The organism is Methylotuvimicrobium buryatense, from assembly GCF_005931095.1.
GTDB lineage: Bacteria > Pseudomonadota > Gammaproteobacteria > Methylococcales > Methylomonadaceae > Methylotuvimicrobium > Methylotuvimicrobium buryatense.
In genome coordinates this window covers 3,133,746-3,158,938 of the sequence record NZ_CP035467.1, presented here as the reverse complement: position 1 = coordinate 3,158,938, position 25,193 = coordinate 3,133,746, and the positions used below count along the sequence as shown (strand labels likewise).

Here is a 25,193-nt window from a genome sequence, read left to right as displayed (position 1 = left end):
GTCACTGTCGATGAAGACTGTCAGTTCGGGGCGATTAGTGAAAATGCAGACCATCGAAGCCCGTGAAGGAGGAGTCACGGGCTTTTTTGTGCGCGTTAGTTTTAAGGCATCGGCAAAGCTCTTCTGGCTTACCGTCGCATCATGGGTTAAAATTCTCGTTTTTTAAAATAGCTATTATAAAAACAGGGAAATTAGTGAATGTTGATTTGCTTTGAACCCCGGCTAAGAGTAGCTGATCAGCGAGAGAAACTTTTTCTCTATTTCATTGACTTAGGATAGGGTGCTTGCCGTTAGAAAGCCAAACTGAACAAGTCTTGATTTTAAAACAGACTGGCGCTGATGACGTTACTAAAAATTTATCAATTGCATACAAGAGTTTCTAACTACCACCGGGAGGCTGCTCCGTGAAGAAAACCAAGCAACTGTTCGCAAGCCTGTTCTTGATGTCCTTGGGACTAGGGACTGCACAGGCCGAATATACCCTGAATCTGAGGCAAGGCGTAACTCAGATCAGTCAAGAAGTCTACGATTTGCATATGTTGATTTTATGGATATGCGTGTTAATCGGTATTGCTGTCTTCGGCACAATGTTCTACTCGATTTATCACCATCGCAAATCGAAAGGGCATGTCGCATCTCAATTTCATGAGAGCACCAAAGTCGAAATTATCTGGACGATTATTCCGACTTTGATTTTAATCGGTATGGCGATTCCGGCCACAAAAACGATGCTCGATTTGGACGATGTTCAAGATGCGGATATGTCGATCAAAGTCACCGGTTGGCAATGGAAATGGGAATATGAATACCTGGATAACGGCATTCACTTTTTCAGTTCCCTGGACGAAGCCAGCAATAGAGCGCGACAGCTGGGTTCCGGTATCGATCCGAGGTCCGTGCCTCATTACTTGCTTAATGTTGATCATCCGTTGGTTGTTCCGGTCAATACGAAAATCCGCTTTTTATTCACCGCGGCCGATGTGCTGCATTCCTGGTGGGTGCCTGATCTCGGTTGGAAGAAGGATACGATCCCCGGATTTATCAACGAAGCTTGGACATACGTTGAAAAACCAGGAACTTATCGCGGGCAATGCGCAGAACTCTGCGGAAAGGATCATGGTTTTATGCCGATCGTCGTGATCGCGATGGAGCAAGGGGACTACGATGCATGGGTTGAATCTCAGAAGGCGGGGGCCGAAGTCGAAAAACAACAGGCGGATAAGGAATGGACCACAGACGAGTTGATGGCTAAGGGCGAAACCGTTTATGCCAATAACTGCGCTTCCTGTCATATGGCCGACGGTGCCGGCATGGAAGGCACATTCCCGGCTTTGACCGGTAGTTCTGTCGTCACGGGCGATATCGATGCTCAAATCGAGCTAATGTATAACGGGAAAGGAATGATGCCGGCATTTGGACAAATGCTGAGCGAAACCGAATTTGCCGCAGTCGTCACCTATACCCGCAATGCCTTAGGTAACTCGGTGGGCGATTCGGTTCAACCCGCTGCGATAAAGTCATTAAAATCATCCGCACCGACGGATGAAGAGGAAGATGAGGATGATGAAGAGTAATGCTTAACTTTATTCAAATTCTAATCTTTTTAAAATTTATAGAGGTAACAATATGTCTGCGGTAGTAGCTGAACATGACGATCATCACGATCATCACGACCATGGTCCGGAAAAGGGGCTGTTAAGATGGATCATTACCACAAATCACAAGGACATCGGTACATTGTACTTGGTGTTTGCTTTAGCGATGTTTTTTCTAGGCGGCGCGATGGCTTTGGTTATCCGCGCGGAGTTGTTCGAACCGGGATTGCAGTTTGTTGAGCCCCAGTTCTTCAACTCCATGACGACAATGCACGCGCTGATCATGGTATTCGGCGCGGTCATGCCTGCATTTGTTGGATTAGCCAACTGGATGATCCCATTAATGATCGGTGCGCCCGATATGGCGTTACCACGTATGAACAACATGAGTTTCTGGCTACTCGTGGCCGGTGCATTGATGCTCGCGAGCACTTTGTTCATGGAAGGCGGTGCCCCAGCCTCGGGTTGGACCTTGTATCCCCCATTGGTGTTGCAAACCGGCGCCGCGCTACCGTTCGCGATCTTCTCTGTGCATTTGCTCGGTATTTCATCGATCATGGGCGCGATCAACATCATCGCGACGATCTTCAATATGCGCGCACCCGGCATGACGCTGATGAAAATGCCATTGTTCGTATGGACCTGGTTGATCACTGCATTTCTGCTGATTGCGATCATGCCGGTTTTCGCCGGTGCGGTGACTATGCTATTGACCGACCGTTTCTTCGATACCAGTTTCTTCGATGCAGCCGGCGGCGGCGATCCTGTCCTTTATCAACACATTTTCTGGTTCTTCGGTCATCCGGAAGTTTATGTAATGATTCTGCCGACCTTCGGTGTCGCTTCGACAATCATTCCTGTCTTTGCGCGTAAACCGTTGTTCGGTTACAGCTCGATGGTCTATGCGACCGCATCGATTGCATTTTTATCGTTCATCGTATGGGCTCACCACATGTTTACGGTCGGTATGCCGGTCGCCGGAGAGCTTTATTTCATGTATGCAACGATGCTGATTGCGATTCCGACCGGCGTCAAAGTTTTCAACTGGACCGCGACCATGTGGAAAGGATCGATGACCTTCGAAACACCGATGCTTTTTTCGATTGCATTCGTCGTGTTGTTTACGATGGGCGGTTTCACCGGATTGATGATGTCAGTCGCGCCTTCGGATTTCCAATATCACGACACCTATTTCATCGTTGCGCATTTCCATTACACGCTGGTTCCGGCTTCTATCTTTATATTGATGGCGGCAGGTTACTTCTGGCTGCCGAAATGGACCGGCAATATGTATGACGAAAAATTGGGACAACTGCATTTCTGGTTGTCGGCGATTTCGGTCAATGTATTGTTCTTCCCTCAGCATTTCTTAGGCTTAGCCGGGATGCCGCGTCGTATTCCTGACTATGCGGTGCAATTCGCCGATTGGAACATGGTATCGAGTATCGGTGCATTCGTTTTCGGATTCAGTCAGTTGTTGTTCTTGTATATTGTTATCAAAACGATCAGAGGCGGTACCGGCGAAGAAGTCACCAGCGAAGTTTGGGAAGATGCATCTAAACACAGCTTGGAATGGACACTGCCTTCTCCATTGCCATACCATACATTCACAACGCCGCCGAAAGAAATACCAACCGAGCATTTCTAAGCGGGCTTCGGTTGGTTGTATACCCTTTGCTTGTCAAATTTCGGTGCCGGGGTGCCCGTCAAAGGACGCCGTAAATACGTCCATGTAGGCTCTATGATAGCATCCATGCTATCAAAGCCTTTGCCGAACACCCCGGCACCTCCATAGGCAATGCCGAAATTTGAAGTGCGAAAGGTATAAACCGTTTCGGTACAGGGATAGACTTTTCTCAGAAACTTTGCCCGCTTGACGGCGGGCAAAGTGGTGGTGATATGAAGACGAAGACAAAGAATATTTTGACAGCAGTTGTGCTGGTCGCTGTCGCGGTCGCGATATACGTTTTTGCGGTTTTAAGAGCTATTTCGCAATGAATGATGATACGAAGCAAAAAAACAGAAAACTGGTTCGCAATTTAGTATTGATTGCAGTGGGCATGTTCGGTTTCGGTTATGTGCTGGTACCGATTTACGATGTATTTTGCGACATAACGGGTCTGAACGGCAAAACGGCCTCGGTTGCGGTAGCAGAAACGGCACGCGAAGTCGATGAAAGCCGTGAAGTGACTGTTGAATTTGTCACTTCGTTGAACCAAGCCGCGCCGATGGCATTTCGTGCCGAGACGTATAAAATGAAGGTGCATCCCGGACAATATTATACGGTTAACTTTTATGCCGAAAACCTTACCGATAAGCCGATGATTGCCCGGGCGATACCCAGTATTACGCCGGGTCAGGCTGCGGAATTTTTCACAAAGACGCAATGTTTTTGTTTTGACGAACAAAGTTTCGAAGCCCATGAATCTAAAACGATGCCGGTTCGTTTCGTCGTAGATCCGAAACTGCCTGAAAAGTACAAAACAATCACGCTTGCATACACATTTTTCGATAACACTGAATTAACAGCAAAAAAGCAAAAATAGGGGAAGGTTATGTCTACAAACGCTTATTACATTCCTCATAAGGCGACCTGGCCGATTATCGGTACGGTTGGTCTTATGATGACTCTGGCAGGATTTGCCAATTTGTTAAATGGCTCCTCGATCGGCCCTGCGATGATGATTATGGGTTTCGTCGTGTTTATTATCATGCTGGCCGGCTGGTTTACGCTTCAGTCCGTTGAAAGCGAATCGGGAATGTACAGCACTCAAGTCGGTATTTCCTACCGTATGGGAATGATGTGGTTCATTTTTTCGGAAGTCATGTTCTTTGCCGTATTCTTCGGAACCTTATGGTATACGCGAAACCTTTCAGTGCCTTGGCTTGGCGGTTTTGGTGACGGTCCCGGACGTGCGACTCATGAAACCTTGTGGCCGGCATTCGAAGCGATGTGGCCGACTAACGGTCCGGGTGAAATCGGCGGCGAATACGAACCGATGGGGGCTTGGGGTTTGCCGTTTTTAAACACACTGATTTTGTTGACAAGCGGCGTCACTTGTACTTGGGCGCATCATGGTTTACTGGCAAAAAACCGCGATCAACTTATTAAAGGTCTGATTGCAACGGTTGCGTTGGGTTTTCTGTTCGTCGGATTTCAAGCAATAGAATATCACGAAGCCTATACCGAAATGGGCTTGACCTTAGGTTCAGGTATTTACGGGTCGACATTCTTTATGCTAACCGGCTTCCATGGGTTCCACGTTTGTGTCGGTGCGATTATTCTTTCTGTGGTATTGTTCCGCAGCTGGAAAGGTCATTTTAAACCGGAGAATCATTTCGCATTCGAAGCGGCCGCCTGGTACTGGCATTTTGTCGATGTCGTTTGGTTGGGATTATTTGTCTTCGTTTACATGATGTAAGTCGATAACAGGGCATCAAATTAAAGCGCTGCCTGCCAGGTAGCGCTTTTTTTTTGTCGTTTGATTTGACGGAAAGGCGGGCTGGATTGGCTTTGCGGGACGGGTTATTTAACCATCCCTAGTGTTTCGAATTGGTTTTGCTACGGTCGAAACGCTTAGGACAGGCTTACAAACCCCGTCCTGCTTGAGAGATGGGTTTTATTGGCTTTGTTCCGCTTGGGGCGGTTTTTTTGCATGAATGGCCGAGCCGATACCGTGAGGTTTTAATAAGCCGAAGGCCATCGCCAGAAACAATAAAATGAATAACACGATTGATAATGAAATTCGGACTGTTAATGCTTTGACGGCTTTATCCGACCGGTCTTCCGGTTTGCGGACAACGATATGATAAAGTGCGGAGCCCAGGCTGATAAGGATTGCAGCAAACGCAATAATGAAGATAGTTTTAATAAGCATAAAAAGTCTAAAAGCGATCGGTGATAATCGGGTATTCTCAACGATTAATCGACGCTTGCCAATAGGACAATCCAAAAACCATGACGATCAAAATCGGTCTTTGTAATCTTAGACTCACATTAATTCCATCAATCGCCTATGTGTTGTTGATGGCGCTACTGATTTCGCTAGGAAATTGGCAATTATCCAGATCTTCGGAAAAAGCCGACTATCTGGCCGTGCAGGAGAAACAAAGCCAATTACCTCCGTTGTCGTTAACATCGGAGTTGCCGGCCGATGCCGCGAGTATTCGTTATCGAACTGTCGAATTAACCGGGCGTTACGATACCGAGCGTCAATTTTTGCTGGATAATCGAATTAGACACGGAAAAGCCGGTTATTTCGTGATGACGCCGCTGTTGCCGGAAAACTCCAATACGGCAGTCTTAGTTAATCGGGGATGGATTGAAGCGGGTCGCGATCGACAAACGCTGCCTGATATTACCTTGCAAGAAAGCAAGGTTACCATCCAAGGACGAATCAATACTTTTCCTGATGTCGGTTATCATCTGGAAGGCGCGGAGATTCCGACCGATACTTGGCCGTCTCTCGTGCAACTGATCGACAGCAACGTTATTGCTGAGAAACTGGGTTATCCGTTGGCCGATTATCAAATTGAACTACACCCAGCCGAGGATCAAGGTTATTTGCGGGAATGGCATATCGCGACTGTCATACCGCCTGAAAAGCATGTGGCCTATGCGGTGCAATGGTATGGCTTGGCTTTAACTTTAACGGCTTTATTTATATGGTACGCGTGCAAAACAAAACATGAATAATCAACAGAAAAAAAATCGCAACCTAATTCTGATTATTTTCGGAATGTCGATCATCCCGTTTCTTTTTGCGTGGTATTTAAAAGAACATCCCAATCTACTTAAAGGCGCAACCAATCATGGCGAATTGATTATTCCGCCGTTACTGACCGAGCGCCTCGATCTAATCGGTATCGATTCATTCTCGGCCGAAAATATTGACGAATTAAAAGGCCGCTGGGTTTTAATCAATGTGGTGCCTGATGCGGATTGCGATCAAACCTGCCTTGATGCCGTTTATAAATCCAAACAACTCTTATTGATGATGGGCAAGGAGTTAACTCGTATCCGTAGAACAGTGATATTGCTGAATCCCGATGCCGAACAGCATATAAAGACGTGGTGGCAGGACGACGACCGGCTGTTAAAGACTCGCCCCAGTTCGGACTTGCAGAAGCAAATGACTAAGCTCAACGGAACCGGGATCGCGAACGGTATGCTGTTGATCATGGATCCATTGGGCAATATCATGATGCGTTATCAGCCCGGATTTAACCCTTATGATGTAAAGAGCGATCTCAGAAAATTACTTAGTGTTTCGCAAATCGGATAAACCATGTTTAGAAAAATTACCTTTGTTTCCGCCTTTTTGGCTTTATTGCTTATCGTAGCCGGTTCCGTCGTCAAGTTGACCGGAGCAGATTTGGCATGCCCGGACTGGCCTGAATGCTACGGTCAATGGTTTATCGCCGATAGTGCCGAGTTTAAAGCTTCGGCCGAACAGCTTTATCCGGGAAAAGCGGTCGATGTAGGTAAAGCTTGGCAAGAAATGGCGCGACGCTATGTATTCGGCTTATCGATGTTGACCGTCGTGCTGTTGGCATTGATCGCATGGCGCCAGAAGTATCAACGTTCCGTGGCGACAACTGGCGCGGTGGCGCTGCTTATCGTGGCGGCTGCGCAAGTATGCACGGCCGTCAAAGCGGTCGAATTGAATGCGATGCCGATTATAGTCATTGCTCAGGCATTGCTTGGCTTTATCCAGTTCTGGCTATTGAGTTGGCTATTTTTACGATTAAATCCTGCCTTAAATAAACTGGATCGAATAAGCGGTCCCATCTGGCTAGCCGGTTTCGCCGGCTTGTTGGTGTTGGTGCAAACCCTATCCGGTTTATGGGTTAACGCCAATCATGCGGGACAAGTCTGCAGCGGTTTTCCCCAGTGTAACGGGCAATGGTGGCCGCAAGCCGATTACCGTGCCGCGTTGAATATATTCAATGGTCTTGTCACCGGTTATCAAGGGATTTTATCCTACGACGCACAGGTGGCTGCCCATTGGTTGCATAGAGTCTTTGCCCTGCCGATTTTTGTTGTTTTAACTTGGCTGGTGCTGCGAGCCACTTCGGTTAACTGCGCCAAACCGGTCAGAAAAGCCGGCATGATGCTAAGTATTTTATTATTCGTGCAAATCGGCTTTAGCGTTATTGCGGCAAAATACGGACTACCGGCATGGTCGGCCATTGTGCATAATTTTGTTTCGGCAATATTGATGCTGCCGTTGCTCGCGATCGCCGTTTATAGCCGTTACGGATATGCGGGCGAAGTGTTGGCCGGCGAAACGGTCGAGCGTCCTGTCGCCGAGTTTGAAGCTGCCGAAGCAGTAATCGAAGTCGGCTATGTCGAGCCGGAACCGGAATCGCTGGCGCGCCGCCTTAAATCGCAGCTGCAAAAAACTCGGTCCGGCCTTAGCGGATTGATGGCAACGATTCCCATTGGTCAAAAAGCCATCGACGATGATTTGCTTGAGGAAATCGAAGCCCGATTATTGATGGCCGATATCGGTTTCGAAGCGACGACAGCAATCATTCGGCGATTGACCGATAGTCTCGAACGGCATCAATTAAACGACGGGGAAGCATTGGAAAATGCGCTGAAACAAGAATTATTGGCTATTCTTAAGCCTTGTAACCACCCCCTACAGATTCCCGAACAAGATAAGCCGTTCGTGATTTTGGTAGTCGGCGTCAACGGTGCCGGCAAAACTACGACGATCGGTAAAATGGCCAAGCGCTTTCAATCTCAAGGCCATAGCGTGATGCTGGCTGCGGGCGACACCTTCAGGGCAGCGGCAGTCGAACAGTTGCAAACCTGGGGTGAACGCAACAACATTCATGTCGTCGCACAGCACACCGGCGCCGACTCTGCCTCGGTGATTTATGACGGTGTGCAATCGGCGCAAGCTAAAGGTATCGACGTATTGATTGCCGATACCGCAGGACGTTTACACACCAAGTCCAATCTGATGGACGAACTGAAAAAGGTTAAACGCATTATCGGAAAGCTCGATGAAACCGCGCCGCACGAGGTTTTGTTGGTTTTAGATGCGGGAACCGGACAAAATGCGCTGTCTCAGGCGAAACAATTTAACGAAACTGTAGCATTGACCGGGATCGCATTAACCAAATTGGACGGCACCGCGAAGGGCGGCGTTATTTTTGCGTTGGCTAAGCAATTCAGCGTGCCGATTCGTTTTATCGGTATCGGTGAAGGGATCGACGATTTGCAGGATTTCGATGCGGAACAGTTTGTCGACGCCTTATTTGCCAAAGATCAATAGGATTATGCTCAAATTCGATCATGTCAGTAAACGTTATCCCGATGCCGGCGATGCATTGCTGGATGTCACGTTTCATCTACAGCGCGGAGAATTCGCTTTTTTGACCGGCCATTCCGGAGCCGGTAAAAGCACTTTGTTAAAGTTGATAGCGGTCATGGAAAGATGTTCGCGCGGTCAAGTTTTGTTGGACGGGCAAAATCTGAACACGGCGTCCGATCGGCAAATACCCTATATACGGAGGAAGCTGGGCTTAATATTTCAGGATTATAAATTGCTGCAAGATAGAACCGTTTTCGACAATGTCGCATTGCCGTTGGTGGTGGCGGGTTACAGTCATTTTGATATCGGTCGGCGTGTTCGAGCTGCGCTCGATAAGGTCGGCTTGCTTGGTAAAGAAAAAAAGCTGCCGCAGACTTTGTCCGGCGGCGAACAGCAGCGCGTCGGTATTGCCCGCGCCGTTATAAACAAACCGCCTTTGATTCTCGCCGACGAGCCTACCGGTAATTTAGATCCGGAATTGTCGTCCGAGATTATGAAATTATTTGAAGATTTTCAACAAGTCGGCGTAACGGTATTGATTGCCACGCATGATATCGCTTTGGTTGAGCGAATGGGACATCGTGTATTGCAATTGGATCATGGCCGCCTGGTCGCAAGTTAACAGATGAAAAAGCCGAATATCAACCACAGAAGACCGCAACCCCGACAGAAAAAGGAAGTTCGACGAAAAGTTGTTTCCGGTAAGCTAAGTGTTATGCTGCAGGCTTACCTGGATATTCATGCGCAAGCCTTGTTTTCCAGTCTAGGCCGATTGGCGCGCGCGCCGGTGACATCGCTGATGACCGTCAGCGTATTATCCATTGCAATTTCGTTGGCTGCCGGATTTTATCTGTTGGTCGCCAATATTCAACAATTAACCGGCGGGCTCGAAGATAGCAATCAAATTTCGTTGTTTTTAAAAGATCAAGTCACCGATGATGCCGGCGTAAAGTTAGCCGAGAAAATTAAAACATTCGTTCATGTACAGGATGCCAAGGTCATTACGAAAAACCAAGGGCTCGCCGAATTTCGCGAATATAGCGGTTTCGGCGACGCACTGAAAGCACTGGATAAAAACCCCTTGCCGACCGTTATTCAGGTTATGCCGGAACATAGCCTCGAAGAAGGGCCGCAACTTGACGAATTGTTTAAAAACTTAACGGATTTACAAGAAGTCGATTTTGCACAATTGGATATGCAATGGGTCAAACGCTTGTATTCGATCATGGAACTGGCGGATCGTGGCGTTACGCTGCTCAGTTTCATATTGGCCCTGGCCGTATTATTCATTACCGGGAATACGATAAGACTGGAATTACACAATCGGCGTGACGAAGTTATTATCGCTAAGCTGGTTGGCGCGACCAACCGGTTTATTCAAAGGCCTTTTCTGTATACCGGTTTTTGGTTGGGTTTTAGTTCCGGCATTTTGGCTTGGATTGCTGTGACGGTCATGCTTTTTATACTACAACAGCCGATCGATCGATTGTCGGGTCTTTATGACGGCGTATTTTCGATGCGCTATTTGAGTTTCGGAGAAATGATGTCGTTAGTTGCGATTTCTTCACTGCTTGGAGTAGCTGCTGCCTGGGCGGTGCTTTGCTATCAATTAAGACTGACCAAGCCCGAATAAACTGAGAGTAAGTTTCAGTCCTTGAATCCAAGAAGTTATTTATCGCGAAATCCCTAGAGAATCAGAGTCGCTCCGAGCCCTATCGATAATGAATGGACTCACAAAACAATGCGGAACTTATAAAAATTTTAGCACTCATAACGCGAGAGTGCTAAAATCGAGAAAATCAAAAAATGAGGGGAAATCATGAGTAACGCATTAGCCTTTGCCTTACCAACCAATCTTTCCGTAGGAACATTCGACGCTTATTTGAATGCGGTCGCGCAAACGCCGACTTTGTCGCACGACCACGAACGCAAACTGGCGCTTCGCTATCGCGATGAAGGCGACTTGGAAGCAGCGAAGGAACTGGTTATGTCGAATCTTCGTTTTGTTGTTCATGTCGCGCGTGGATACAGCGGTTACGGACTGCCGTTGCCCGACATCATTCAAGAAGGCAACGTCGGTTTAATGAAAGCCGTCAAACGCTTCGATCCTGATGTCGGGGTTCGCTTAGTGACCTTTGCCGTACATTGGATCAGAGCGGAAATCCATGAATATGTCATCAAAAACTGGCGTATCGTAAAAATTGCAACAACCAAATCGCAGCGTAAACTGTTTTTCAATTTACGCAAATCGAAAAGCGACCTAGGCTGGTTGTCGCACGACGAAGCAAAAGCTGTCGCCGACGATTTAGGCGTTGATCTCAAAACCGTTTATGAAATGGAAAAGCGTATGGACAGTTCGGATATGGCTTTCGACATGCCGCATGACGAGCCATCCGACGAAAGCACTTACGCCTTTCCAGTCAGTTACTTAGAGCAACATAACGCAGACCCGGCTGATCTGCTGGAAAACGAGCAATGGCAAGGTTATGAAGAAAACATGCTAAGCGAAGCAATGGCGGAACTCGACGAGCGTAGTCTCGACATTCTCAATAGCCGCTGGCTAAGCGAAGAAAAAGCGACATTGCATGATTTAGCTGCACGCTACAACGTTTCAGCCGAGCGCATCCGGCAGCTGGAAAAAAACGCCATGAACAAGCTGAAAGCCGCATTCGTGCTGGAAGCATAATACGCCGGGCACTACACGCGTGGCGGGTTGTTCAACCCGCCCCAAACGTTTTCCGGTTTCCATAATCCTCCGTGAGAATCCATATTTTGGCAGGACGGGGTTTTATAACCCCGTCCGAAACGTTTCAACCGTGGCCGAAGCAAGCCGAAACGCTTAGTCCAAACCGAAACGTTGGGGACGGGTTAAATAACCCGCTCCGCAGGAATATACCTGACGTGCAAAAAGAAGCGCCCGATTGCTAGAAGATTGCCACGTTGTGTGAAAGGCTATTGGGGGTTTAGTGTTAGCGGCTTCGATAGCCGCGACGAAGGCGTCGCTTACACAACGATTGTAATCCCTTGTGGGAGCGATCCCCTGATCGCGATTTCGAAGCCACGAGAGTTAGGTGGCAATAAGGGGTATCGAGGCCACATTAGCTAAAAGACAGCAAGACAGAGTATCTACCGCTTAAGTATTACGACGAGTGGTCCTCCGTGGGAATCCATAAGAGTAGGAAATAATCACCTTCTCGTAACCGGAAGTCTATCAATCCGAAATCCGCGCAATCTCCCCATAACGGAAACAATCGACGGTATGATCGTTAACCATGCCGACGGCCTGCATGAACGCATAGCAAATCGTCGAGCCGACGAATTTAAAACCGCGTCTTTTCAATTCCTTACTGAGCCGATCCGATAAAGGCGTATTCGCCGGCAACTCGGCGTGCGTCCGCCACGCGTTTTGGACTGGCCGGCCGTCGACAAAATCCCATAGAAACGCATCGAAACTCCCGGTTTCTTCTTTGACGTTCAAAAAAGCGCGAGCATTGGTCACAGCGGCATTCACTTTGAGCCGGTTGCGTATGATGCCCGGATTCGCCAGCAACTCCGAAATTTTTGCCTCATCATAGCCGGCCACCGATACCGGATCGAAATTGTCGAACGCCGCCCTGAAATGGTCGCGTTTTTTTAAAATCGTCGACCAACTCAAGCCCGCCTGGGCGCCCTCCAAAACCAAAAACTCGAACAACAGACGGTCGTCATGCACCGGCACGCCCCATTCGCGGTCGTGATAGTCCTCTTCAAGCGGGCTGGACAAAGCCCATCGGCATTTGTTCATGTCAAATGAAAGATATGCTTAGATTTCAAGGAAGGATACCGTGCGTTAAAAAAAGATAAAGTCCTTGATCTCATCGCGATTCAAAAGCACGATTTGCTGCTCCATCGCTTCCCGATGCAGATCGTCCTTGCCGATTCGCATACTCAAAAGAAAATACGACAACAAGGCAGCCCGAATTTGAGTAACGCATTTACCGTCGACCATCCCGAAATCGCGCTCGATCACGCTTTTTTGCGCATCGTTCAACCCCGGATGCGGACCGATTTCGACAGTCAACCACTTGTTCCACAAAGTGTCTGTAAAAGGGGGCTCGTCAGCCTTACCCAAAATAGAGACGCGATGAATACGTGCCAGAACGAAATCGCGGTAGTCGTTGTGAGTTACGCTAAAAGACCGAACGTGCCAACGCAAACCGTCGAACACCAAAGTATGAGGATTGATTTGCAAAGTCTTAGGCTCAGGACTGGACAACGATTGATATGAAATCTCCAGCTCGAATTTAAAACGCACCGCCTGCACAATGCCGCGCAAGACTCGCGCATCGATTTGCCGTGCCAACGGATTGACAATTTCAACGGTTGGAAGGTTACCGACTAATGCGATCAGGGTTTCGTAACCGTTTTGTTGCTGTAATTTTAAAACCTGTAACAGCTCGCCGGTCGTTCCATCCATGAAACCCGGTTTAAACGAATCGTCGACCACATAGCGTTTCAAATACTTATCGTAACGAATATTTCCCGGACACAACGATTGATAAAGCGTCAAATCCTTCGATGCCTGTACTCGACTAATGCCGAAATAATTAATCAACGTACCGGTCGAAATTTCACCGCTCCAAAACACCGTTGCTTCCAGCAAAGTTAATCGATGACGCTGTTCCCACTTTAAATTCGGTTGCAAGAGATTACCCATGGTGTTAGAGTCATGAAAACTAAATTTATATGTTTATTGTGGAATGGTTAAGAATTCTATCAGTAGCTTAGCAGTTAACAAAGATTAGAGCGGAGAAGAGATAAAAAATTTCTTTTCGAATACAAGTAATGGTTATTAACAATGATATTCGATAGGCGATAGCATGTTTATATACCTGTCGTAGATCAAAATTCGGCGTCTGTGGGTGTCCGCCAAAGGACGCCGTGAATACGTCCCTGTAGGCTCTATGCCAGCTCCATGCTGGCAAAGCCTTTGTCGGACACCCAGGCGCCTCCTTTGGCACTGCCGAAATTTAAAGTGCGAAAGGTATAGATACGAATTTGACTGGCATAGTAGGTACTTAACAATGGAACAACTCACCGATCTAAAAGCGATATTGCACTCCAAACGCGCCAATATTTACTACCTGGAAAAATGCCGGGTCATGCAAAAGGATGGCCGCGTACTCTATCTGACAGAAGCCAAGGAAGAAAAACAATACTGGAATATTCCGATCGCGAATACCACCGTCATCTTGCTCGGTACCGGTACCTCGATCACACAAGCTGCTGCTCGCATGTTAGCTTCGGCCGGGGTACTGATCGGTTTTTGCGGAGGCGGAGGTACGCCGTTGTTAATGGGCAATGAAATCGAATGGCTAACGCCGCAAAGCGAATACCGGCCCACGGAGTATGTACAAGGCTGGCTTTCCTTTTGGTTTGATGCACAAAAGCGTTTGGAAGTCGCCAAGCAGTTTCAACACGGACGCATCGACTATTTGCGCCGTATATGGGGTAAAGACAAGGATCTTAAAACCGAAGGATTCGACAGCGGAGACGAGGACATAGCAGGCGCGTTAGCCAATTGCGCCGCGAAAATAGACAATGCCAAAAACGTCACCGAATTATTGGTCGGTGAGGCGCAACTGACCAAAAGCCTGTACAAAGCCGCTGTCAAACGCACCCAACTCGGCGATTTTAGCCGCAATGCCGAAAGCGTCGACGACGCTAATATCTTTCTAAACCACGGTAACTACCTGGCCTACGGCTTGGGCGCCACCACGCTATGGGTGCTCGGCATCCCGCACGGTTTTGCAGTGATGCACGGCAAAACCCGGCGCGGCGCATTGGTATTCGACGTCGCCGATCTAGTCAAAGATACCTTGATCTTGCCGTGGGCCTTCATCAGCGCCAAGGAAAAAACAACCGAACAGGAATTCCGCCAGCAAATCCTGCAAAAATTTACCGAACATAAAGCGCTGGATTTTATGTTTGACACTGTTAAGGATATCGCCTTGCAGGGAGATAAGGCATGAGTTTAGCGGGTCGAACCATTCCTACGCGTCCGCGTGAAAACGCTCAAAGCTTAAAATCACTCAACCCAATTTTCAAGCCGCAAGCCATCAATACGTCTAAACTCCCTTGTGTTATTAGTGACCAATGTCAAATCCAAAGCAACTGCGTGAGCGGCGATCCAAAGGTCATTGCCCCCAATCAGACAACCTTTTCTTTCCAAGTCACTGCGAATAGAAGCATAAACCTCCGCAACCTCAACCAGCATAGGTTGCACCGGCAAACGAGCAGCCAGCAGTTGGACATTCATGATGGCCGCTTCTTTTTCTCGGCTTTTCAATGCGCCCGAAAACAACTCACCATAGGTAATCATCGAAATCACTACCTCGCCATGCCGCAATTGCCTGAACCTCTCTGCTATGCAAGCCGGACGGCGTTTTTTAAGATAAATACAAATATCCGTATCCAGCATGAAACGAGCCGGCATCATTCAAAATCCCGATCCTGTGGTGGAGGGTCAATCCGTTTTTCCGCCATAAAATCATCTGAGAAGCCGGCGAAAATGTCCATCACATCCGCAAGATTATCCGGTTTTTTGCGTAATACTACCTCATCTCCGCGTCGAAAAATCTCTACCTCATCCGCATCAAACTGGAATTCTTTGGGAATCCGCACCGCTTGCGAATTGCCGCTTTTAAAAACGCGCGTTGTCGTCATAAAACACCTCATGTATATATCGCATGTGTTTACATTAGCACTAAGCCGGTATAGACACAATTATTTGGAGATCCCATCATGATGGTCACCTTCATTTGCGAATGCGAGAAAAAAGCGCTGAACCGCACTCGCCGCGTCCTCGACGCCTTCGCCAACCGCATCGGCAGCCGCACCTGGCAAACCGTGATCACCGAGGAAGGCTTACAAGCGGTGAAAAAGCTACTGAGAAAAAGCGCGACCAAGAATACGGCTGTGGCGTGTCATTGGATACGGAGTAGGAGCCGGAGCGAGTTGCAGTGGGTTGTGGGTAACCAATATAAATTCAATGACCAAGGCATTGTACCGGTCAATTACACCAATCAGCTTAATGTATTAAAGATGGATGAATTAGACGTGAATATTGAAGAATATTTTGCAAATACGAAAAAACAACCCTTGGCTCAACATCTTTTCGCTGTCGGTTATGTTGCTTACAAACTTTGTTTGCAATTAACAAATAATGAAACCATGGCCAAAACCGCATTTATTACGGGTTGCTGGCATGATATGGGCAAAGTGGATGATGTGTTTGCTGACTGGTTGATCAAGGAGTTAAAAAAGAAAGGTATTCTTAATCAGGAAGTGCCAGAGAGCGGTCAACATGTCGATAGTAAAGCGAAGAATTATCCGCGCCACAATGAAATCTCACTACTGTTATTTTATCTTCTCAACAAACAAACGTTTGCCAATTCCCAATCGAAAAAATACACCGAACACGCCATCTATTGGCATCATGATAAATGGTTTCGAGGGGTAGAGAAAAATGGCGACTATATCAGCTTTAGCCTAGATATGGTCTACAACAAAATGATTGAAAAGGTTGGAGTCGATAAATTCAACACGTTATTGCAATTAGTCAGAACATTGACCCAGCAAATCAATATTATCGCAGAGAATTATTCCGAAGATGACAACCTGCTAATAAATCACGCAAACTCAAATATTGATGAGGATAAGTTAGCTGAGATAGAGGATGCACATTTGCCGAAATATAAAAAATACACGACAAAACTTAACGTCGAGGCATATCAAGATAATATTCTAGAGAATGCTAAATGCAATATAGTTCGTACTGTCGTTGTCACTGCCGACAGGTTGGTGTCTTCTTTGAGTGCCGATCAGCTTACAGCGCATTTGGAAGAACAAACACTAGATGCAGTAGCTGAAACAGCATTGCTAAATGATCGTGGATTAACGGTGGCAATTTCCCATTGTTTAGAACAGTTTAATATTAAATATCCCGATAGTGACCGTAATAAACAACAAACTCAAGCTGCACTTGAATTATCCGATGATGAAGTCATGATTGGTGTACTTAAAGGCCCGGCAGGTTGTGGTAAAACCAAAATAGCATTGGAATGGGCTGTAAACACTTATGCGCGTAAAATTATTTGGGTTTGTCCTAGAGTGCAGGTGTGCCAAGGGATGCTAACCGACCTGACAAGCAAGGAATATTTGCCTGAAACTAAAATCGAAATTTGTACCGGTGAATTTAAAACCTTGTATCAATACGGCAAGTCAATTACCACACCAGACAATCAGGAGTTTTCGGGCGACATTGTTATCACCACCATCGACCAAATACTCAATACCATAACTACCCATCGCAAAGTCACCGGATTGGTGCAATATATGAACGCCCATGTCGTGTTTGATGAGTATCACGAATACATTAATATGCCGGGTTTCAATCTATTGTTTGCCGAATTGGTTGCCTGTAAACGACTCCAAGAACGGAAAAATAATTGCTTGCTTGTTTCCGCTACCCCGAATCCCTATTTTGTCAAAGAACTGTTGGGACTCAACCAGGATGATATGGTTGGCATAGAGAGTTTTAATCGAAGCCAATACAAAATTGAATTTGTTCCTCCTTTTGATGAAGGCGATGAAGCCAATAATCCGCTGTATCAAACCCAGCCGGACAATACCTTTATTATCAGTAACACAGCCATAACCGCGCAAAGAGGTTTTATCAGAAACCAGGCTAAGGAAAAGGCTTTACTGTTCCATTCTAAGTACAAAAAACTGGATAAAGAAGTATTGTTTAAAAAAGTTTTTGAAACCTTCAAATATCGAGGCACAAAAGACTATGCTGTGTTACGCGCCGGCCCCATCGTTCAGGCATCGTTGAATATCAGTTGCGACCGGATGATGACGGAAATAACCCACGCTGAAAACTGGCTGCAGCGTTTAGGGCGACTTGATCGTTTTGGTGAAAACTCTGATCCTAATGTTTATATAACTGCAGTTCCCGAAAGTTTGGCCAATGGCAAACAAAGTGGTGCCTGCGCTCGCTTTTTAAATCAATCCAATTGTTTGCAAAGCACGAAAGCATGGCATAGCTTCTTAGTCGATAAAATTACGGAAAAGCCAATAATGTCCATTGCAGAGATTTATCAAATTTATCAGGATTTTTATGACGATCCAGTCGTACAAAAAGCTGTTGAACAAGACATGTTAGCGGCATTGAAAAAAAGCGTCGATCTCATCAATGCCAAAATCATGGATCCGGTTGCATTTCCTAACAAAAATAAAACCAAAGTTGATAAACCCAAAATCAAGAAAAACTCATTGCGTGGTGAAAATCGTTTCGTGCAAATGGCCGTGTGGAATATTGGTAATGGCAAAGAGGAGTTTCCCAATGAATATGCTTATGATGAAGCGGATACCCAAGGCCATTTGACCCTTGAGGTAAAAACGATATGTGGCAACGATGACAGTGAGAAAGACTTATTGGCCTTCATGACTAAAAAACATCACAACATCAATGATAATGCCGAAAAATATGGTGTTACAGATCGAACTAAATATAAAGATAAAATATACCTGAGTAGCTCTAAAGTATCTGAAACTCCTATTTATTTAAGCTATATCCCAGCCGACTTAAAGCAATTGGAAACTCGGCCACACCCTTATGCCATCTATTATGCAGTGGGCAAATTTCAGCCCATAGGCGCGCTTTCTCGTGATCAAATCACTACATTTAATGAGCTTGCACTTGAATAAGAGAGTATAGATTATTTTTTAAAAATTAATTAATTTATCAACCACCTTAAAGATAAGGAGAAAATCATGGAAAAAGTAACAGGTATCAAAAGCGTCGATTTTAAAATTAAGGCGTTAGGGTACGGCGTAGTCAACTGGAACGGATCTCCAAATTTAACAATTATCGATGATGGGAAATACAAAAACGTAACAAATCACAGTATGCCTAAACTACGAGGCTACTCAAATATAAAAGAATATGATGATAACGGAGTAGGCAAATTTTATCATCACCCGGAAGCCGTAGATTTTTCAAAGGTTCAGTTATATATCAGTCAAAATTGTATCCGCCATCATTTATTTAGAGGAGAACCATATAATCTGAATTCACCAAAATTGATAACAGACACAATCGACTTGCTTTGTTCTCTAACTGGTCTAATTCGCGGCTATGTCATTCCAAAAAATGAAAATAAACGTACCAGTCCCTTGTTAATTACTGACTTTGTTGACCAATTGAGAAATGGCAACTACGAACAAATGGGGCGATCAGGCAGCAAGGAAAAAGGAGAGACAAAATCAGGCAAGGATGCCAGTAATGCGTTATTTTCCAAAACAACATTCGGTGAAACAAAATATGAGGCATATGGTTCTATCAGCATAGAATTATTGCAGTTTATTCCGCTTTGTGCGGATTTCGGGAGACAAGCAATGATCGTCAACAATGACCAGGAGGGGCAAGGTGTCGCTGAAAAATTGGAAGCTTATATCCAATCACTGAGCGGTAATAAAGACGTTAAAGCGACTTACCATCATAACTACGTCAGAAAAGGAGCTATTTTTGACGAGGGTGAACAAGGCGTACTGCTAAATGATGCGGCTTGTGATGTTTTGGTGAATCAAACTTTGGAACTAATAGAAAATCTGAGCATTCGCCAGGCTAAAGGGTATATGTATGTTGACTCGGTTAAAGTCGATTACAACAGTGGAACAGGAAAAGACATGATGCGTATCAAACAGGGTGGCGATACCATAGATAAAAAAACTGACTCGTATGCGGTTTACTATGAGGGAAGATAAATTATGCGCATTTCAATTGAATTTGATTCTTGCTGGCAAACCGGATTTTTAGGCGATGATTTAAAAAAACCGATTATTCATAGTAAAAATGCTAATAAACATGACTTAAAAGGTTATAAGCAAAAATTTGTTGCAACATCAAAAGAAAGGGGTGAAAAACCAACGCCTATTACAAAAAATACTGTGCTAGGAATTTTGTGCCGCTTAGTGGGTGATCAAAGAAAACTTTATCAAGCAAGAAACAGCGAGAACTATTATTTTGCAGACATTGAGCCACAAGTTTCTTTTTCGCTAAGCCGTATTAATCAAACATCGCAGGAACTGATATATTTGACCAATAAATCGGATGACCGTTGTGCGCAATCAACTTTCTTGGGCGTATTATCTTCCGATAATCCTTGGTTTTTTTCAGACGTCTCCTCCAAACTCTGGTCGGTGTTGTTTTTAAACAAAGAACAGTTGCTTGATTTTATTTTGAATAATGAAGTTGAAAATACGGAAGTAGATTGTTCTCCAAAAAACTTGATCTCCAGAATTGAAGATATTTCCAACATAAAAGTGGAAACAGGTTCTGTGTTAATGACTAAGAAGAGGCTGATTTTTGATAAAACTAAAGAAATTGAAAAAAAGGAAAACCTCTTAGAAACGACTCTTGAAAAGGCAAAAGTCAAATCACCTAATTCGCAAAGCCAAATTGTTAAGCACGAAATCAAAATAAAAGAAATCAACGAGGAAATTCTTCAATTGAAGGAAGCATTTTTACAAATTGAAGTTGATGCTGAGATAAATGAACAGGATTTAAAAATTGCCAATGTCATTAGATATCTAACAAACAAATTCCCGGGCAATGAGTATTTGACTAACGATGTTATTTATCCGTTAAGCTTATATGCAGCGGCTTTATATATACAAGCCGAACGATTATCAAAAATTCGTAATGATTTAGAATTTTTAAAGGATAAAAAAGGCGAAATTTATATTCAAGGCTTTTCCAAAAGAGGTTTTAATGGTATTCGTGACTGGTTAAATCGGATGGCAGGAGGAAGAAAAAAAGCCGTAGGAACGCCTTGTATTGTCCAAAAGCAATCGGGGGTATTAGATATAAACATTAATGTAAGCAGAGAAAGAGCCGAACAAATTAGAAATGACATTGAAAATGCCGGAGTATCGAGCTTTTATCTTGGTAAAAAAGGGTTGGCTTATGTGGCTCGTATTGACCCTAGGGAGGTAAAATCCTAATGGATTATTTTATTGATATTCAAATAAAACCCGATGCTGAAATTCGGGAAAACGTATTACTCAATAAGGTATACACCAAACTGCACAAAGCATTATACGATCTAAAGTCTACAGACATAGGCGTCAGTTTTCCTGAATACAAATTAAAACTGGGTTCTGTGATTCGTATTCATGCTGTGGAAAAGCGACTAGAAGCGCTGCAGCAAGGCGGATGGTTAGGTGGCTTGATCGGCTATTGTGCAATTTCTCTAGTCCAATCAATACCCGACCAAGTTCAATATCGCACTGTTTCGCGTATCCAGAGCTCCATGTCACCGGCAAAGCTCAAACGTTTAATCAAGCGTGGGTCTATCCGGGAAAGTGAAATTAAGCAATACAAAGCCAAGATGTTCCAAAAAGGATTGGACAACCCATTTCTGGAATTAGAAAGTGGTTCTAATGGACATTTGCACAGGCGCTATCTTGCGTTTAGCGAGTTGATGGATAAACCCATGCAGGGAGAATTTGACCAATTCGGTTTGAGTAAAACAGCAACGATACCGTGGTTCTAAATTATCAGTTCTTGTTCCCATGCTTGAGGGTAAGAGTTAAACAAAGCAGCAACCAAAACAACGACCATCGTTATCCATTATTAATCGCTACGGAAAAAACCGATGTAGAACCTAGCATGGCTGCATTCAGTTATTACGGATTGAGTAATGACTGTTCCGTGCCGCTTTTTTGAAGAATTAACGTATAAATCATTTGGATCGACTGTAGCAAATAGCTACAATCGATCTGATTAATTTGCTTAATGAGGTGCATAATGGCTAAAGCAGCATCGCCGATTCGTTTGCAGAAGGAATTGATGAGTGCGGCGGAATTAGCAGGAAAACGTTTTCATCGGAGCACTGCCGAGCAAATCGAATATTGGGCTGAAATGGGGCGCAATGTTTCAGTGCTGGTAGACCCGGATGATTTGGCGGCAATCGCAGCCGGCGTGGTAAAACTCGAATTGGTTCCGGTATACGGCAAGCCGGTCGATCCGGCTACGGTCTTTCAAACGCTTGAGGACGAACGCGCTGCGGGAAGCTTGGCCCAGCGTGTTACAAACAGTCCGGCAACCTATCAAGCGTCTATCGATCACCCCGGCTGTCTGGAACAAATCGACAGTACTGGTCGAATCAGGGTCGGCAAGTTTATTGACGGCGAATTTGTCGAAATCACTAAAACCTTGTCTTAATGGCCAAGAAACAGCTATGGCTGCTTGCGGGTGGCAATGGAGCCGGGAAAAGCACGTTTTATCATACGCAGCTGGCAAGGCTCGGCATTCCATTCGTTAATGCCGATATTTTGGCTAACTAACTTTATTCCCTTGCATCGGAAGCGCACAGTTACGATGCGGCAAGGATTGCCGCGCAACTGCGTTCGCAATTGTTGTCGGAAGGGCGCATTTTGCTTTGAAACCGTATTCTCACACTCCTCGAAGATCGATTTTGTCGCCCAAGCAAAAGCATTGGGCTACAAAATTATTTTGGTCTTAATCCATTTAGATAACGTATCGCTCAATCAAGCGAGGATTTACCAGCGGGTCAGCGAAGGAGGGCATTCCGTTCCCGACGAAAAAGTACGAAGCCGAGTACCCAGGTTGTTAAAGCTTATTAAGCAAACCTTACCGCTATGCGATCAATGCGGCTACTCACTTAACGCGGGATAGTTTAAGGTTAATCCGTTCGTGGTGAGCCTGTCGAACCATGAGCGGATTAACCTTCCCCCTTCGACAGGGCTATCCTGAGCGCAGCCGAAGGGCTTAGGGCGAACGGTTAATTCTTAGTGCTTTTGTCCCTCTTTAAGTGGGAAGCCATCAATGCTATCTGTTGGATAATTCCCGTGCGGACAACCCGTTTAAACAAGTTGCAATTGTTCGGAACGGGAAAGCCAATTTAAAGCTGAACTCAATTCCGGAATGGACAAAGGAGTTATTGGCGCATTAATTGCTTTATACTGAAAATTAAGCGATTAGACCCAAAAATTTTAGGTTCTTTAACAATATAGAAAAATCAAATAGTTATAAAGCAACGAAAAATAATGGTTAAAACGGTTATTTGCGGATAAGTAGCTGTTGCCATTATTTTTTTGCGCTTTATACTACAGTTCACTGCCGCACAGGCAGCTTAGAAAGCTTTGATTTCGTCAATGGCGGTTTGTTCGCTGTTCACTGCCGCACAGGCAGCTTAGAAAATGAGATACAGGAAAGAAAACATGGCGGGATTGTTCACTGCCGCACAGGCAGCTTAGAAAAAGTCGATCTTGCTAGACCACGTTGTTGGGGCGTTCACTGCCGCACAGGCAGCTTAGAAAACTTTTTTGTTGCGATATTTACTCGACTTTGTGTTCACTGCCGCACAGGCAGCTTAGAAAGCGCTCTTAGTGTGCGATATCGTGCTTATGCCGTTCACTGCCGCACAGGCAGCTTAGAAAGCTTTATGTCGATTCATAATTCTTCCGGCATAGTTCACTGCCGCACAGGCAGCTTAGAAATCTTCAATCAATCGTCTTGCGTCAGACCACTGGTTCACTGCCGCACAGGCAGCTTAGAAAATTCTGTTTCGCTTTTCTTCTCACCGTTTTTAGTTCACTGCCGCACAGGCAGCTTAGAAAGTTGTAGTCACGAAGCCGAACCAGCGTTGTTAGTTCACTGCCGCACAGGCAGCTTAGAAACAAAGCTAGTAATGTCTGAACCGCTGGACATTGTTCACTGCCGCACAGGCAGCTTAGAAATTTGATGTCGAGCAGCGACATCAGGCCGCGGAGTTCACTGCCGCACAGGCAGCTTAGAAAAGGTCTTTAGCGGTATGCTCGGGCGGAGGCGGGTTCACTGCCGCACAGGCAGCTTAGAAAGTAAGTAATTTCAAGCGCTCGAACCGTGCCGAGTTCACTGCCGCACAGGCAGCTTAGAAAGATCCGACAATACCGGAATGCTCTTTGGGTGGGTTCACTGCCGCACAGGCAGCTTAGAAAAAAATCGCACAGCGCGACACCGGACAAGCCGTGTTCACTGCCGCACAGGCAGCTTAGAAATCTTTTTATGGTTGCGCCTCTGATGGGTTAGCGTTCACTGCCGCACAGGCAGCTTAGAAAAGTCCCGGAACGCCCAGCAGCCTGCTCCCGCAGTTCACTGCCGCACAGGCAGCTTAGAAAGCTTTACAGTATGAACATTGTTGACCGTGACAGTTCACTGCCGCACAGGCAGCTTAGAAAATTAGTTAGCACGCTCTTGAGTCGGCAAACTAGTTCACTGCCGCACAGGCAGCTTAGAAAAATCAAAAGCCGCGTTCGGTGAAAACTCGATCGTTCACTGCCGCACAGGCAGCTTAGAAATAACCCAACCCGCGAGATACCTATGCCTAAAGGTTCACTGCCGCACAGGCAGCTTAGAAACAGCGCTTCGCGGAAGAAAATTTAAATAATTTGTTCACTGCCGCACAGGCAGCTTAGAAAGTATAACGACAAAAAACGCGGCATGAAGGTTGGTTCACTGCCGCACAGGCAGCTTAGAAAGTTTATGAGCAACTCACCGTGCTTTGCTCTCCGTTCACTGCCGCACAGGCAGCTTAGAAAACCTAATAATCCAGATCCTGACCCTGGGCCTAGTTCACTGCCGCACAGGCAGCTTAGAAATATATTGTCGCGAGCCGCTGCCCGCTTCTCGTGTTCACTGCCGCACAGGCAGCTTAGAAAGATCCTGACGACGGCTAACAATGCGATTGCTGGTTCACTGCCGCACAGGCAGCTTAGAAATTATCCGGCAAACCCTCGCACAACAGCGCAAAGTTCACTGCCGCACAGGCAGCTTAGAAAATTGGCGGCTAACGATTGGCTCGTGATTAGCGGTTCACTGCCGCACAGGCAGCTTAGAAAAAATTGTTTATTTTGAGTCTAAAGATGTGTCGGTTCACTGCCGCACAGGCAGCTTAGAAATTGTGTTTTGCCACTTTGAGCAGGACCGACAAGTTCACTGCCGCACAGGCAGCTTAGAAAAACAACACGAAGATAGGCAGCAGCACCAACAAGTTCACTGCCGCACAGGCAGCTTAGAAAGGTGCCCCACGGCGTAGTCTCATCCTTTGGCAGTTCACTGCCGCACAGGCAGCTTAGAAAAGACGGCTTGATTACGTCGACGGTATACCGTGGTTCACTGCCGCACAGGCAGCTTAGAAATAAATTAAATGCACCGGCGGTG

General features: G+C 45.9%; 22 protein-coding genes and 1 CRISPR repeat array (1 of these 23 only partly in view). Of the genes, 17 read left to right on the top strand and 5 right to left on the bottom strand.

Going from position 1 to position 25,193, the window contains the following annotated elements; translation table 11 throughout:
* Positions 1–404 precede the first annotated feature (404 nt).
* The 4 genes from coxB to EQU24_RS14110 all read left to right on the top strand — a co-directional run bounded on the left by coxB (position 405) and on the right by EQU24_RS14110 (position 5,017).
* Entirely contained in the window at positions 405–1,574 is a 1,170-nt protein-coding gene (gene coxB, locus EQU24_RS14130) for a cytochrome c oxidase subunit II (protein WP_017838878.1), read from the top strand.
* Positions 1,575–1,626: 52 nt separating this feature from the next.
* A complete protein-coding gene (ctaD, locus tag EQU24_RS14125; protein WP_017838879.1) occupies positions 1,627–3,243 on the top strand; it encodes a cytochrome c oxidase subunit I in 1,617 nt (538 codons plus the stop codon).
* Positions 3,244–3,589: 346 nt separating this feature from the next.
* Positions 3,590–4,141 carry a cytochrome c oxidase assembly protein gene (locus tag EQU24_RS14115; protein WP_017838880.1) on the top strand — a complete coding sequence of 184 codons (552 nt, stop codon included), beginning with the start codon at positions 3,590–3,592 and terminating at the stop codon, positions 4,139–4,141.
* A gap of 9 nt (positions 4,142–4,150) precedes the next feature.
* A complete protein-coding gene (locus EQU24_RS14110; protein WP_017838881.1) occupies positions 4,151–5,017 on the top strand; it encodes a cytochrome c oxidase subunit 3 in 867 nt (288 codons plus the stop codon).
* Positions 5,018–5,215: 198 nt separating this feature from the next.
* Here EQU24_RS14110 and EQU24_RS14105 read toward each other — a convergent pair whose 3' ends face one another.
* A complete protein-coding gene (locus EQU24_RS14105) occupies positions 5,216–5,473 on the bottom strand; it encodes a twin transmembrane helix small protein (RefSeq protein ID WP_017838882.1) in 258 nt (85 codons plus the stop codon).
* Between the two features lie 80 nt (positions 5,474–5,553).
* Between EQU24_RS14105 and EQU24_RS14100 the strand changes: the two genes are divergently transcribed.
* The 6 genes from EQU24_RS14100 (at position 5,554) to rpoH (ending at position 11,609) form a co-directional block, all read left to right on the top strand.
* Positions 5,554–6,291 (top strand): SURF1 family protein, encoded by a 738-nt coding sequence (locus EQU24_RS14100; protein ID WP_017838883.1) that lies wholly within the window; start codon positions 5,554–5,556, stop codon positions 6,289–6,291.
* A complete protein-coding gene (locus EQU24_RS14095) occupies positions 6,284–6,880 on the top strand; it encodes a hypothetical protein (RefSeq protein WP_017838884.1) in 597 nt (198 codons plus the stop codon). The genes EQU24_RS14100 and EQU24_RS14095 overlap by 8 nt, the downstream gene beginning before the upstream one ends.
* Before the next feature lie 3 nt (positions 6,881–6,883).
* On the top strand, positions 6,884–8,884 hold the full coding sequence (ftsY, locus tag EQU24_RS14090; RefSeq protein ID WP_026129960.1) for a signal recognition particle-docking protein FtsY: 2,001 nt from the start codon (positions 6,884–6,886) through the stop codon (positions 8,882–8,884).
* A 4-nt stretch (positions 8,885–8,888) separates the two neighbouring features.
* Positions 8,889–9,545: a cell division ATP-binding protein FtsE gene (ftsE, locus tag EQU24_RS14085; protein WP_017838885.1), complete on the top strand. Its 657-nt coding sequence runs from the start codon at positions 8,889–8,891 to the stop codon at positions 9,543–9,545.
* Between the two features lie 93 nt (positions 9,546–9,638).
* On the top strand, positions 9,639–10,556 hold the full coding sequence (ftsX, locus tag EQU24_RS14080) for a permease-like cell division protein FtsX (RefSeq protein ID WP_235726364.1): 918 nt from the start codon (positions 9,639–9,641) through the stop codon (positions 10,554–10,556).
* Positions 10,557–10,742: 186 nt separating this feature from the next.
* Positions 10,743–11,609 (top strand): RNA polymerase sigma factor RpoH, encoded by an 867-nt coding sequence (gene rpoH, locus EQU24_RS14075; protein WP_017838887.1) that lies wholly within the window; start codon positions 10,743–10,745, stop codon positions 11,607–11,609.
* Positions 11,610–12,134: 525 nt separating this feature from the next.
* On the opposite strand, the gene EQU24_RS14070 is transcribed toward rpoH, so the two are convergent.
* Positions 12,135–12,707, bottom strand: coding sequence for a DNA-3-methyladenine glycosylase I (locus EQU24_RS14070; protein ID WP_017838888.1), 573 nt, complete (start codon positions 12,705–12,707; stop codon positions 12,135–12,137).
* A 45-nt stretch (positions 12,708–12,752) separates the two neighbouring features.
* A complete protein-coding gene (locus EQU24_RS14065; RefSeq protein ID WP_017838889.1) occupies positions 12,753–13,619 on the bottom strand; it encodes a BrxR family helix-turn-helix transcriptional regulator in 867 nt (288 codons plus the stop codon).
* A gap of 367 nt (positions 13,620–13,986) precedes the next feature.
* Here EQU24_RS14065 and cas1f point away from each other — a divergent pair, with 367 nt between their 5' ends.
* Entirely contained in the window at positions 13,987–14,934 is a 948-nt protein-coding gene (gene cas1f, locus EQU24_RS14060; protein ID WP_017838891.1) for a type I-F CRISPR-associated endonuclease Cas1f, read from the top strand.
* Between the two features lie 56 nt (positions 14,935–14,990).
* Here cas1f and EQU24_RS14055 read toward each other — a convergent pair whose 3' ends face one another.
* Together EQU24_RS14055 and EQU24_RS14050 are read right to left on the bottom strand one after the other, a co-directional pair.
* Positions 14,991–15,383: a type II toxin-antitoxin system VapC family toxin gene (locus EQU24_RS14055; RefSeq protein ID WP_209005073.1), complete on the bottom strand. Its 393-nt coding sequence runs from the start codon at positions 15,381–15,383 to the stop codon at positions 14,991–14,993.
* A 14-nt stretch (positions 15,384–15,397) separates the two neighbouring features.
* A complete protein-coding gene (locus EQU24_RS14050; protein WP_017838893.1) occupies positions 15,398–15,628 on the bottom strand; it encodes an antitoxin in 231 nt (76 codons plus the stop codon).
* Between the two features lie 78 nt (positions 15,629–15,706).
* On the opposite strand from EQU24_RS14050, the gene EQU24_RS14045 reads away from it, so the two are divergent.
* The 6 genes from EQU24_RS14045 to EQU24_RS14020 all read left to right on the top strand — a co-directional run bounded on the left by EQU24_RS14045 (position 15,707) and on the right by EQU24_RS14020 (position 22,193).
* Positions 15,707–18,673 (top strand): CRISPR-associated endonuclease Cas3'', encoded by a 2,967-nt coding sequence (locus EQU24_RS14045; protein ID WP_017838894.1) that lies wholly within the window; start codon positions 15,707–15,709, stop codon positions 18,671–18,673.
* 66 nt (positions 18,674–18,739) lie between these two features.
* Positions 18,740–19,732 carry a type I-Fv CRISPR-associated protein Cas7fv gene (gene cas7fv, locus EQU24_RS14040; RefSeq protein ID WP_017838895.1) on the top strand — a complete coding sequence of 331 codons (993 nt, stop codon included), beginning with the start codon at positions 18,740–18,742 and terminating at the stop codon, positions 19,730–19,732.
* A gap of 3 nt (positions 19,733–19,735) precedes the next feature.
* Positions 19,736–20,971: a type I-Fv CRISPR-associated protein Cas5fv gene (gene cas5fv / locus EQU24_RS14035; protein ID WP_017838896.1), complete on the top strand. Its 1,236-nt coding sequence runs from the start codon at positions 19,736–19,738 to the stop codon at positions 20,969–20,971.
* Positions 20,971–21,522: a type I-F CRISPR-associated endoribonuclease Cas6/Csy4 gene (gene cas6f, locus EQU24_RS14030; protein WP_017838897.1), complete on the top strand. Its 552-nt coding sequence runs from the start codon at positions 20,971–20,973 to the stop codon at positions 21,520–21,522. Before cas5fv ends, cas6f begins: the two co-directional genes overlap by 1 nt.
* Positions 21,513–21,695, top strand: coding sequence for a type I-F CRISPR-associated endoribonuclease Cas6/Csy4 (locus EQU24_RS23510; protein ID WP_138767181.1), 183 nt, complete (start codon positions 21,513–21,515; stop codon positions 21,693–21,695). The genes cas6f and EQU24_RS23510 overlap by 10 nt, the downstream gene beginning before the upstream one ends.
* Positions 21,696–21,776: 81 nt before the next feature.
* Positions 21,777–22,193: a TA system antitoxin ParD family protein gene (locus EQU24_RS14020; protein ID WP_017838899.1), complete on the top strand. Its 417-nt coding sequence runs from the start codon at positions 21,777–21,779 to the stop codon at positions 22,191–22,193.
* Between the two features lie 910 nt (positions 22,194–23,103).
* Positions 23,104–25,193: direct repeats of the CRISPR family, unit length 28 nt; unit sequence GTTCACTGCCGCACAGGCAGCTTAGAAA; it runs 1,900 nt beyond the window's last position.